Raw genomic sequence first — 12,571 nt, 5'->3', positions numbered from 1 at the left:
TAGTTTAAGGAGAACGGATGGCAGCCATGACAGTACAACTTGATATAGTAAGTGCAGAAAGTCGCATATATTCAGGCCTTGTAGCACACCTACAAGTAACCGGTTCAGAAGGTGATCTAGGTGTTATGCCTGGTCACGCGCCACTACTGACACATATCAAACCTGGCATGGCACGCATCGTCAAGCAAGATGGAAGTGAAGAGGTGTTTTATCTTTCGGGTGGTATCCTGGAAGTTCAACCTTTTTCTGTTTCAGTATTGGCTGACGTCGTATTGCGTGCCGATGAGATTGACGAGCAAGCAGCTGTAGAAGCTAAGCGTCGTGCAGAAACCGCTCTTGCGGATGCTGGCGCCGACTTTAACTACGCAGCAGCAGCAATTGAGTTAGCTCAGGCTATCGCTCAATTACGCGTTGTCGAAACCATCAAGAAGAACATTGCCAGATAAGGTCATTGTTTGATGAAAAAAGGCGCCTAATGGCGCCTTTTTTGTTTTTAAAGAAGTTGCGAGAAATCTAGGAACTAGGACCTAGGCGCTCGAACCTCGAACCCTCTTCGCTTTTCCCCGCTTTTCCGTTAAAATCAGCGCACAAATTAGACCTCTTCATAGAATTTCAGCAGCTTTTAGCTCAAGGATAACTCCATGGCATTGAACGTAGTGATTTTGGCCGCAGGCAAGGGAACCCGCATGCGCTCGGAACTACCTAAAGTTTTACACCCTATCGCCCATAAAAGTATGGTGCAGCATGTGATCGACACGGCTCATAGTGTTGGTAGTGATGCTATTCAGTTGGTGTATGGCTACGGTGCGGAAAAGCTGCAGAGTGTGTTGGGTGAGCAGCAACTTAATTGGGTTCTGCAGGCTGAACAGTTAGGAACCGGCCATGCGGTAGCTCAGGCAAATGATAATATTGGCGACGATGATACTGTCTTGATCCTCTATGGTGATGTGCCCCTTATTCAGGCTTCGACATTAGAGGCTCTGCTTGCCGCAAGAGAAGATAATGGCTTGGCAATATTAACGGTAAACTTAGCTAACCCTATGGGCTATGGTCGTATAGTTCGTGAGGCAAATAAGGTCGTCGGTATCGTCGAGCAGAAAGATGCCAGTGCAGAGCAGCTTGCTATCAATGAGATCAATACAGGCATAATGGCGGCACCCGGTAAGCAACTCAAAGCCTGGCTTGGTCAGTTATCATCAGATAACGCCCAAGGCGAGTATTATCTTACCGATATCGTTGCTATGGCCCATAAAGATGGCGTTGAGATCACGACGGCTCAGCCTGAATCGGCTATTGAAGTTGAGGGGGCTAACAACCGGGTTCAGCTGGCTCAGCTTGAGCGTGCATATCAGGCTCGCGCAGCAGAGAAGCTGATGCTCGAAGGTGCGAATCTCAGAGACCCTGCAAGGCTGGATATTCGTGGCGACGTCACCGTCGGCATGGATGTGATGATAGATATCAACGTCATCATTCAGGGTAAGGTCACCATAGGTAATAATGTGACTATCGGCGCCGGTGCAATTCTTATCGATTGTGAGATTGGGGATAATGCCGAGATCAAGCCTTACTCAATCGTTGAGAATGCCAAATTGGGTGTTGAGGCCAGTGCCGGACCTTTTGCACGTCTTCGTCCGGGCGCCGAGCTAAAGCGTGATGCCCATATCGGTAACTTCGTAGAGATGAAGAAAGCTGTGTTGGGTGAGGGCTCGAAGGCGGGTCATCTGGCCTATATTGGTGATGCGCAGATTGGTTGCGGCGTTAATATTGGTGCAGGTACCATTACCTGTAACTATGATGGCGCTAACAAGCACCTTACCGTTATCGAAGATAATGTATTCGTGGGTAGTGATACTCAACTTGTGGCTCCTGTTACTATTGGAAAGGGGGCGACACTCGGTGCTGGCTCGACCATTACCAGTAATGTAGCCGAAGGCGAGCTGGTTATTACCCGGGTTAAACAGCGTCACCTGACTGGCTGGGCAAGACCGGTTAAGAAACCTAAAAGCTAAGCCGTGATACATACATCGAAGCGACCCGAACGGGTCGCTTTTTTGTTTTAACTACGCAGAAAATCCTACCTGGAAAGTCGTCGATAGACCTCGCTTTTGAGCTGATAAATTTATTAATTTAGCACTCGGTCACTTACTTTTGTAAATTTCCGTAAAGAAACTTAAATAAAAACGATTCTCATTTATATTGCGTTCAACATTTGTTTGGTATCCATTTTTGAGGTTGGCCATGTCGTTCAAGAGATCATTTAAGTATTCATCTATCAGTGTCGCGGTTCTGTCTGCACTTGCAACCATTCCCGCTATTGCCGAGGAGCTAACTGGTGAGCCGGGTATCGCTAATATTGAGCGCATTAGTGTCACTGGTCGTAACTTCAATGATTACAAGGTTGGCAGCGCTTCGGGTGCGATGCGTGGTGATATCAGCCTTATGGATACCCCACAATCTGTGACTGTCATTCCTGATTTTGTGACCGATGAGCAGCTGGCAACGAACCTTTCTGAAGTCTTAGTGAATGATTCCAGTGTTACCGGTGGCAGTGAGAAGTGGAACCGGCAGGTGTTTAGCATTCGTGGTTTCGAGCTCTCTTCTGGTTCCGGTTATCTGATTAATGGCCAGCAGCAGTGGTCTCACTATGTGCAGCCGATTGAAACACTGCAACAGGTGGAAGTACTCAAGGGTCCATCGAGCATGTTGTATGGTCAATCTGGCCCCGGTGGTTTGATCAACATGGTCACCAAGAAACCGACTTATGACACTATGTTTGAACTCGGCTTCGATACCGATGAACATGGCTCTACTCGTTATCAGCTTGATGCCGGTGGCAGCCTGAATGAAGATCAAACGATCCGCTACCGTACCGTGTTGGTTAAACAGGACACACAATACTGGAGAGAATACCAGGACGGGTCCAACCAGGAGCGTGATCGCTGGTTAGGTTATCTGAATCTTGAATTTGATATCACCGACGACCTGTTACTGTCGCTTAAGTATGACCATACCCAAGACAAAACCGGTATCGACCGTGGCGGTTGGTTAGACAGCAGTGGAGAGCTTATCGGTGGCAACGACATTATCTGGGATCAGCCTTGGGCGTTTACCGACAATACCATCAGTAACATGGGCGTCGATCTGACTTATCACATCAATGATGATTGGAAGGTGAAAGCGGGCTATAACGATCAGCAGTTTAATCGTCAGCGTCTAGACTCTTCACCATCGATGATCAGCAGCTCAGATGACCCAATGACAAATGGTTACTATGTGAGTCCTTTCGACCGTTATGATGATTGGCAGCATAAGACCAGTTATGTCGACTTCGTCGGTAACTTCTCGACCGGTGGCTTAGAGCATCAGTTCCTGCTCGGCGCTAACATGCTGGATTACTACTATGGTCAGTTAAAGGACTCAGGTGAGAAGAAGCAACTCGTTATGCCTGGTCAGCCGTTGCCTAAGCCTGATCTCGATTACAACCGTGATGAGACACTATATGAGAGTGAGTATAAGCACTACGGCTTCTATATTCAGGATTTAATCTCTATCAATGACCAGTGGCAGGTACTTGCCGGCGTGCGTTATGACGAGCAGAAGAAAGAGGGCGCGGGTAATAATAGCTACGCCGTCTCGCCGAAGTTTGGTGTTATCTACTCACCAGCCGCTAACGGTAGCATCTACGTCAACTACTCTAAGAGCTTCACGCCTCAGGGCATAGTCAACGATGAAGATGATGTAAATAACAAGATGAACCTTGACCCTGAATATGGTGAGCAATATGAGATTGGTACTAAGTGGGAACTCTTCGATGGCAGCCTACTGCTAACCGGTGCCGTATTCGATATTACAGTTTCAAACGTCACAGTTACTGAAGATCTAACCACGCCTATCGGTGATGACACTAAAATCACCACCCAAGGTGGAGAGCAGCGTCATAAAGGTTTCGAGATGGGCGCTCAGGGCCAGGTGAGTGAGAAGTGGTTTATGACTGGCTCAATGATGTATCTTGACGCTCAGTATGAAACCGGTGCTAACGACAGAGATAATTTAGACGGCATGACACCTGTCGATGCTCCAGAGTGGTCGGCTAACGTGTGGACCCGTTACGAGATGACCGACGACTTAGCGCTGAACTTCGGTGCCATCTATGTGGGTGAGCGATTCGCTAATACCGATAACACTATCTCGAAAGATAGCTACGTGCGTTTCGATATGGGCGCAGCCTATAGCATGGATGTGATGGGCAGCGATGTGAGTGTTCGCCTGAACATTAAGAACCTGTTCGATGTCGATTACCTGGCCGGTGGTACAACTACCGATGTTACAGTAGGTGAAGGACGTCACTTCGGCTTAGCATTGGAAGCTAAGTTTTAAGCCCGAACCTAAGATTTAAAGAAGCGGTAAAAATGGGTTAAAGAGAATAGCGAAAGCCTCTATCTTGGATAGAGGCTTTTTTTTGCCTGAATTTTATACCTGATTTAACATTTCAGAGGGGCAAAACTGGTAAAAAAGTTTCGTTTCACTATAATGCACCTTTCGAAACGAAACTTAGTTGAAAGGTTTTATGAACAAACGTAATACTCAACAGCGTCGCCATAGCATTATTAGCCTATTGACCGAGCAAGGTGAGGTGAGTGTTGACGAGTTATCCTTACGTTTCGAAACCTCTGAAGTCACCATTCGTAAAGATCTCAGTGCATTAGAGAAAACCGGGCTGCTGTTGCGTCGATATGGCGGCGCGGTGGCGATACCCGATGAGGTCACTCAACAATTCACCGCTAGGATCGCACCCAATAAGTTATCTATTGCCCAGGCTGCAGCTAAGCTGATTAACGATCATAATCGAATCATCATAGATAGCGGCAGCACCACATCGGGATTAGTCCGGGAGCTTAATGGTAAGAATGGCTTGGTGGTGATGACCAATTCATTGCAGCTGGCTAATGCTATCCATGAGCTTGAGAATGAACCGACATTATTGATGACCGGTGGCACCTGGGATCCTCATTCTGAGTCATTTCAGGGGCAGATAGCCGAGCAGGTATTGCGTTCCTATAACTTTGACCAACTCTTTATTGGTGCAGATGGCATAGACCTTGAGCGCGGCACAACCACCTTCAATGAACTTACCGGACTGAGTAAGGTGATGGCAGAGGTTTCCCGTGAGGTCGTGGTCATGCTCGAGTCAGAAAAACTGGGCAGGCGAATTCCCAACTTAGAGTTGGCCTGGAGCAATATCAGCGTGTTGGTAACCGATGAAAACTTACCAGCCGAGGCTGTTGAAACAATTTCAAACCATGGGGTGCAGGTGATCCTGGCACCTCATGTAAGTTAATCAAATTCAATTTTAATTTTAACTCTTATTTTAACTCTTGTTTTAGAGAGGTTAGGTAATCAATATGTGTGGAATCGTTGGCGCTGTTGCGCAAAGAGATGTAGCTGAAATCTTAGTAGAAGGACTTAAGCGCCTCGAGTACCGAGGATATGATTCGGCTGGTGTAGCGCTCATTCAGGATGGTACGCTCAGCAGTACTCGCCGTGTAGGTAAAGTTCAGGAACTTTCGGCTGCTTTAGATGCTGCGCCATTAGCCGGTGGTACAGGTATTGCTCATACCCGCTGGGCCACCCACGGTGAGCCGAGTGAGCGTAATGCTCACCCACACCAGTCTGAGGGTGATATTGCCGTCGTACATAACGGTATTATCGAAAATCACAATAAGCTACGGGAAATGCTTAAGGGTTTAGGTTATACCTTTGCATCAGATACCGATACCGAGGTTATCTGTCACTTAGTGCACCATGAGCTTAAGTCTAACGATAACTTACTTGCAGCCGTTCAAGCGACGGTAAAGCAGTTAGAGGGGGCCTATGGCACCGTGGTTATCGATCGTCGTGATAGCGAACGTATGATCGTTGCCCGCAGCGGTAGCCCGCTGGTTATCGGTTATGGTTTGGGTGAGAACTTTGTCGCTTCCGATCAGCTTGCTCTTCTGCCGGTTACCCGCTCTTTTGCATTCCTGGAAGAGGGAGATGTAGCCGAGGTGATGCGCCGTGAAGTTAATATCTTCGATGTTGACGATAATGCTGTCGAGCGTGAGGTCAAAGAGTCGGAAGTCACCCATGACGCGGGTGATAAAGGTGAATACCGTCACTATATGCTGAAAGAGATCTACGAGCAGCCACGTGCAATCGCACACACGTTGGAAGGTCGTATTGCCGCTGGCACCGTATTGGATTCAGCATTTGGTGAAAACGCCGCCGAGTTCCTGAAAGATATTAAACATGTACAGATCATCGCCTGTGGTACCAGTTATCATGCGGGTATGGCTGCACGCTACTGGTTAGAAGACTGGGCCGGTGTCTCTTGTAATGTAGAGATCGCATCTGAGTTTCGTTACCGTAAGTCGCACCTGTTCCCGAATAGCTTACTCGTGACTATTTCACAGTCCGGTGAAACCGCCGATACCTTAGCGGCACTTCGTCTGGCTAAAGAGATGGGCTACAAGGCCACTATGACCATCTGTAATGCGCCGGGTTCATCTTTAGTGCGCGAATCAGATATGGCCTACATGATGAAAGCGGGCGCCGAAATTGGTGTAGCTTCGACTAAAGCGTTCACCGTACAGCTTGCTGGCCTGTTGATGTTGACCGCCGTTGTCGGTCGTCATAATGGCATGTCTGCCGATATGCAGGCGAAGATCACCCAAAGTCTGCAATCTATGCCAGCTAAAGTTGAGCAGGCACTGGGGCTGGATGACGCCATTGCCGAGCTTGCCGAAGATTTTGCCGATAAACATCATGCGCTATTTCTGGGCCGTGGCGATCAATATCCTATTGCGATGGAAGGGGCGTTGAAGCTTAAAGAGATCTCTTACATTCATGCCGAGGCCTATGCATCTGGTGAGCTTAAGCATGGACCGCTCGCGTTAATCGATGCCGATATGCCAGTGATCGTGGTTGCGCCAAACAATGAGCTGTTAGAGAAGCTAAAATCCAACGTAGAAGAGGTACGTGCCCGTGGTGGCTTGATGTATGTCTTCGCCGATGTCGATGCTGAGTTTGAGTCAGATGACACCATGAAGGTCATCCCTGTGCCTCACTGCGATGAGTTTATGGCGGCGCTTATCTACACTATCCCAATGCAGTTATTGTCATACCATGTGGCCTTAATCAAAGGTACAGACGTGGATCAGCCTCGTAACCTGGCTAAGTCTGTTACTGTAGAGTAAGCCTCAATCGTTAAGCAAGAATAGTAAAGCCCCTGCTGGATAGAATCTAACAGGGGCTTTTATTTTAATTGCCTTGGTTGAACGTGATAAAGGGAGGTGCGCGCATAGCAGGAGACTAGTGCCAATGATGTAGAGCGAGATACCTCAGTACGTGCCATCAATCGTTACCTACGGGAAATTAAAGCCAACCAGGCATCGATGACCTAGTTGACCTAATCGCTAAGTTATTTAATGACAGAGCTACTTAATAAGATGTTTGCTAAGCTGTAAAACCTCAATTGCAGTTTTTCCTAAGGTGTACCTACCGGAAATCGCATACTGATGGTTATATTTTTCTAACCAGGTTCGTAAACTTTCATTGAATATATCGAGTGAAGTGACTTTGTTCTTTTTCAAGAATGGTTCATAAAACTCGTTATAAGCCAGATGTTGGAACTGTGAAGCCATACCGTTTACTACTGGGCCGTTATAGGCTCTCATTTGGATGTGGTTTATGTCGAGTTCAGTCATTGCTTCCTGAAAGGGAACACTATTCTTACCTGAGAATTCAGCTCCCCTATCAGTCAGAATGCTATTGATATGAATATTGCTCTCTCTGTACCAAGGAATAACTGCCCCCAGTAAAAAGTCTGCCGCTACAGTGGAGTCATTGCTTGTAGAAATAACGGCGTGTGCGTATTGGCTGTAAGCATCAATAAAAGTGTGCTGGTATACCGGGCCAAGACCGTTAATCTCTGCAATTTTAAATGTATCCTGAACACAGACATCGCCAGGGAACTTGCAGTCTAATGTTGATTCATTTTGTTCCAGTTTATAGAGCTGTTCCATGTCGTGTTGAGCCTTGAAGCTCAGATGGTTTTGCTGTCTCAATCGACTGTTTAGTGCGAGTAATCTGTTTTTCTTGGTTTCTAAGTTATGTCTTAGCCATATTGTTCTCACCCCGCTGGCTGAGATGACACAACCTCTGGCCGTTAGAATTTCTGCGGCTTTAGCCTGGCCATAATTAGGGTAATCGAGTGCAATTTCGATAACTTGGTCTTCTATTTCCTGAGACACTCGATTCTTTAATGCCGGCTTCTTTCTCGATAAATTAATTAATCCCCGCTCACCGGCTTCTTCATATTGTTTTTTAAAGCGGTAATAACTGTCGCGACTATATCCCATAATATCGCAAGCTTTGCTGATGCTATTGAGTTCTTTAGCAAGTTGAAGCAGTGCAAGTTTACTGCGGATTTCGTTACTGTTCTGGGTCATAACTTCTCTATTCCATCGAAAAATATGTGCAGCTTTGGTTATTCTATCAAAAAAGCTCATTCGAGGTGTAGCTAGCTATCTGACCAAAGTCTCGTCTCAACAGAATATTTGTTCTTTTGGGCGGATATCCTTTATCTGATTTGAGATTATATTGCTATATCAGCTCGTCATAAAAGCAATTAGGTTGTGAGGAGAGAAGTCAGACTCATTAATGCGGCTTTATCTACTTCTTTTATCTATCGGCTATTTTCGATATTCATTAAGCGGCAACTTTAAGTGAGGCGTCTGGTGAAGAGTGACTTTGAATTCTCTGCCATACCTTCTCATGGAAATAGAAAACCACGGTATTGACGGCGGGTTCGATGAGGGCAATGGCACCACCGATTACGACGCTACCAGTCAGTAGATAAGTAACAGTGAATGCGACGCTAAAATGTAGTATTGCAAAGGTGATTGTTTTAGTCATGATGAGCCCCGTTATCGAATGCGACCAAATGATAACTATTCTCATCTTGGTTTGGTAGTGGGATTATTAGATTTGTTTAATCGATATGTTCAATTGAAAGCTACTTTTAGTTATAAAGCCGTCAGCTTTAATGTCTGGTAATAAAAAACTAACGGCTTTATTCAAGTAAGCTATTTAAACTAGCCTAAGGTGTGGATATTTGGGGTCATCATTGGGATCAATAGTGCCATGGGAAATCAGAGAAATCCTGATCTCGCTTCTCAAGGAAGGAATCCCGCCCCTCTTGTGCTTCGTCGGTGCCGTAGGCAAGTCGGGTGGCTTCACCGGCAAACAGCTGCTGACCAACAAGACCATCATCGGGTAGGTTAAAGCCGTACTTAAGCATACGCATTGCCGTGGGAGATTTTGAGTTGATCTCTCTGGCCCAGTTTAGGGCTTCGGTTTCAAGTTCCGCATGAGGAATTGAACGGTTTACCATACCCATGTCGAACGCTTCATCGGCAGAGTAGTTAAATCCAAGGAAGAAAATTTCTCGAGCGCGTTTCTGTCCAACCATTTTTGCAAGGTAAGCACTGCCATAACCGGAATCGAAACTACCTACATCGGGATCGGTCTGCTTAAAGATTGCATGTTCTTTAGATGCTAAAGTGAGGTCACAGACGACGTGTAGGCTGTGGCCACCACCAACGGCCCAACCGGGAACAACCGCAATAACGACTTTCGGCATAAATCGAATTAAACGTTGTACTTCGAGTATGTGAAGACGCCCCATGCGGGCTAGGTCAGGTGTACCCTGTTCGGCGCCTTCATATTTATAGCCATCTTTGCCACGAATACGTTGATCGCCGCCGGCACAAAATGCCCAGCCACCATCTTTTGCCGATGGACCATTACCGGTTAACAGTACACAACCTACATCTGACCATTGTCTTGCATGGTTTAATGCTGTGTATAGTTCATCAACTGTTTTGGGGCGGAAGGAGTTTCTACACTCTGGGCGGTTTATCGCGATACGTACAGTGCCTTGATCTTTGGCTCTGTGGTAGGTGATATCTTCAAAATCAAACCCGGAAACTTGATCCCATAGTGTGGGATCAAAAATGTCTGAAACCTGCTGACTCATGATATTTAGCCTTAATACCCAAATTTTGATTGAGCAAAGGCTAGGCCGAAACTTAACTCAGGTCAATCGTCAGTTTCTATAAATGTCTGGCTATATGACTAGAATATTAAATTTGTTGAAAACTACTTTAGCCTGTCACAAATAAAAAAGAGGTTATCTTTATTGAAACTATCATGCTGTTTCGTTTTGCCACTACAGTAGTCATCTTTGAACTCTTGCAGGGTATACTCTGATGCAAGTATATCGTCCAAAGCTTTTAGTTCTCGTTCAGACATGCGCTGGCCAATCTCTTTTTTCAGATGGGCTAGCCTGTTATCTACCCTAATTATTTTAGTACCCGTTAATGAGTCTAATTTCCGCTCGATTTTTTGTAGTAGCTCATCTGATTTCGCAATCGGCTCATCGAGCTTATTGGTCTCAGTTGCTACGTAATATAACAACCCAGCTCCTAATCCTAATATGATCCAGCCTCTCATATTTTTAACCCAACTTTGATGAATAAAATGTAATATAACAGGTATAATAAGCTAATTTTCGTGCAATATTAAAGCGGTAAGGTTACAAAGATGAGCACAGAGTCTGAAAAAAAGGATTATTCGAAGGCTAAACGAATCAAGATCCATCAACCTGATGCAAATAAGGCTGACCGATTTAACCCACGTAATCGAATATATGTTCGAGCCGTCGATGGGCTTTGGAGTCAGCTTCGAAGACGATTAGGTTGGGTCGCCATGCTCTTTTTTCTTATCTTACCCTGGATCCCCTGGGGTGACCGCCAAGCCGTTTGGTTTAATCTGGGCGAGCAGAAGTTTCATATTTTCGGTTTGACCATTTGGCCTCAGGATCTAACGCTATTAGCTGCGCTTTTAATGATAGCCGCCTTTGGCTTATTCTTTATTACGACTTACCTTGGTAGGGTGTGGTGTGGTTACACTTGTCCTCAAACGGTTTGGACGTTTATTTTCATCTGGTTTGAAGAGAAGCTCGAAGGGGCCCGTAATAAGCGGATTAAATTGGATCAGATGCCCTGGAGTTTCAATAAACTTTGGCGAAAAACGGCAAAACACGCATCCTGGCTATTCATTTCATTATTAACGGGAATGACGTTTGTCTCCTACTTTGTGCCTACCAGTGAAGTATATCGTGATGTATTTACTTTAAGCGCGAGCGGCGGGATCTACTTTTGGGTCGTACTCTTTACTCTCGCTACTTATGGTAATGCGGGCTGGATGAGGGAGATCATGTGTATTCATATGTGCCCCTATGCACGGTTCCAGGCTGCGATGTTCGATAAAAATACCTTTATTGTTGGCTATGATAATAAGCGAGGTGAAACACGAGGGCCAAGATCACGTAAAGCCGATCCTAAAGAGATGGGGCTGGGTGATTGTATCGATTGCGACCTTTGTGTGCAGGTATGTCCCACCGGCATCGATATTCGAAACGGCTTACAGTATGAATGTATTAACTGTGGTGCCTGTATCGATGCCTGCGATACGACCATGGAACGTATGGGGTACGATAAAGGACTCATCGCTTACACCACCGAAAATAAACTCGATGGAATAAAACAGAAAGTGCTTAGACCAAAGCTGGTTGGTTATGGTGTAGTTCTGACTGTTATGATCGTAATATTTGTCTATGCAAGCGCAACCATAGCGCCTGTACGCATCGATGTTATTCGGGATAGAAACCAGTTATTCAGAGAGAATAATGAGGGTTTGATTGAAAATACTTTCACATTGAAGATTCTCAATAAGACTGAATCTGCTCATGACTATATACTGGCTGTAGAAGGTTTACCTGAGTCTCAATGGTATGGGTTACAACGAGTTCATATCGCAGGGGGTGAGGTGTTAACTCTGCCTATTAGTATTGCGGTTGATCCGGTAGAGCTGTCAAGATCTATGACTAAAATTGATTTCAGGGTGACTGCAGTGAATGCTGATACAAACAATGGGGATGTGATCGAGGCAAAACAGGAGTCACGCTTCTTTAGTCAGTAGCCAACGGTTAGTTTTGAATAGATAAGAGTATAAAAGGGGGCGTTTAGCCCCTTTTGGGTATCTTAAGCACATATTTCGTATCTTAAGTCGCCGTATCGATTGATAAAGCTGCACTCAGGGCTTTTAATGTGATTTTCTTTCAAAAAGCTCTTGTGCTCCAAGCCCACATCCCTATAATGCGCATCCACTGACACGGCACAGCAGGCCATCTAGACTAACGCTTAGAGATTAGACATAGTCGCTAAGCTAGATAGAACGGGACTTGCAGCGTGTTAGAGAGTTTAACTCCTTTGGAATTAGACTCTGGTGACAAACGCTTTAAGAGCTTCGGGTTTTGGTTTGATTTCACGAGAGTGATTAAGAAATCATCGCTTGGGAAACTTCTTAAAATAAGCGCTTGACGCCAATCACGGGAAGTGTAGAATACACCTCCTCAAGCCAACGACCTAGCGTCTGACGGCAGCATCTGAAAGATTGATGCTAACGCTCT

10 protein-coding genes are annotated in these 12,571 nt (G+C 45.7%); 6 read left to right on the top strand and 4 right to left on the bottom strand.

Annotation, left to right across the window (positions count from 1 at the left end):
* The first annotated feature begins 17 nt into the window (after window positions 1-17).
* From SSED_RS23445 to glmS, 5 genes are all read left to right on the top strand, one after another.
* On the top strand, window positions 18-446 hold the full coding sequence (locus SSED_RS23445) for a F0F1 ATP synthase subunit epsilon (RefSeq protein WP_012144814.1): 429 nt from the start codon (window positions 18-20) through the stop codon (window positions 444-446).
* Between the two features lie 195 nt (window positions 447-641).
* The gene (glmU, locus tag SSED_RS23440; RefSeq protein WP_012144813.1) at window positions 642-2,009 is read left to right on the top strand and encodes a bifunctional UDP-N-acetylglucosamine diphosphorylase/glucosamine-1-phosphate N-acetyltransferase GlmU; all 1,368 of its coding nucleotides are present in this window, start codon (window positions 642-644) and stop codon (window positions 2,007-2,009) included.
* Window positions 2,010-2,238: 229 nt separating this feature from the next.
* The gene (locus tag SSED_RS23435; protein ID WP_012144812.1) at window positions 2,239-4,377 is read left to right on the top strand and encodes a TonB-dependent receptor; all 2,139 of its coding nucleotides are present in this window, start codon (window positions 2,239-2,241) and stop codon (window positions 4,375-4,377) included.
* 190 nt (window positions 4,378-4,567) lie between these two features.
* Window positions 4,568-5,338 carry a DeoR/GlpR family DNA-binding transcription regulator gene (locus SSED_RS23430; RefSeq protein ID WP_012144811.1) on the top strand — a complete coding sequence of 257 codons (771 nt, stop codon included), beginning with the start codon at window positions 4,568-4,570 and terminating at the stop codon, window positions 5,336-5,338.
* A 64-nt stretch (window positions 5,339-5,402) separates the two neighbouring features.
* Window positions 5,403-7,232 (top strand): glutamine--fructose-6-phosphate transaminase (isomerizing), encoded by a 1,830-nt coding sequence (gene glmS, locus SSED_RS23425; protein WP_012144810.1) that lies wholly within the window; start codon window positions 5,403-5,405, stop codon window positions 7,230-7,232.
* A 240-nt stretch (window positions 7,233-7,472) separates the two neighbouring features.
* Here glmS and SSED_RS23420 read toward each other — a convergent pair whose 3' ends face one another.
* The 4 genes from SSED_RS23420 to SSED_RS23405 form a co-directional block, all read right to left on the bottom strand.
* Window positions 7,473-8,486: a helix-turn-helix domain-containing protein gene (locus SSED_RS23420; protein ID WP_041421883.1), complete on the bottom strand. Its 1,014-nt coding sequence runs from the start codon at window positions 8,484-8,486 to the stop codon at window positions 7,473-7,475.
* Between the two features lie 259 nt (window positions 8,487-8,745).
* Window positions 8,746-8,952: a DUF2061 domain-containing protein gene (locus SSED_RS23415; protein WP_012144808.1), complete on the bottom strand. Its 207-nt coding sequence runs from the start codon at window positions 8,950-8,952 to the stop codon at window positions 8,746-8,748.
* 217 nt (window positions 8,953-9,169) lie between these two features.
* On the bottom strand, window positions 9,170-10,075 hold the full coding sequence (locus tag SSED_RS23410; protein WP_012144807.1) for a 1,4-dihydroxy-2-naphthoyl-CoA synthase: 906 nt from the start codon (window positions 10,073-10,075) through the stop codon (window positions 9,170-9,172).
* Between the two features lie 122 nt (window positions 10,076-10,197).
* Window positions 10,198-10,551: a hypothetical protein gene (locus SSED_RS23405; protein WP_012144806.1), complete on the bottom strand. Its 354-nt coding sequence runs from the start codon at window positions 10,549-10,551 to the stop codon at window positions 10,198-10,200.
* Between the two features lie 90 nt (window positions 10,552-10,641).
* Here SSED_RS23405 and ccoG point away from each other — a divergent pair, with 90 nt between their 5' ends.
* Complete coding sequence (gene ccoG / locus SSED_RS23400) at window positions 10,642-12,081, top strand: cytochrome c oxidase accessory protein CcoG (protein ID WP_012144805.1); 1,440 nt, start codon at window positions 10,642-10,644, stop codon at window positions 12,079-12,081.
* The last annotated feature ends 490 nt before the right edge of the window (window positions 12,082-12,571 follow it).

It is taken from the genome of Shewanella sediminis HAW-EB3, from assembly GCF_000018025.1.
Lineage (GTDB): Bacteria > Pseudomonadota > Gammaproteobacteria > Enterobacterales > Shewanellaceae > Shewanella > Shewanella sediminis.
This window is presented reverse-complemented; position numbering and strand designations above follow the sequence as displayed.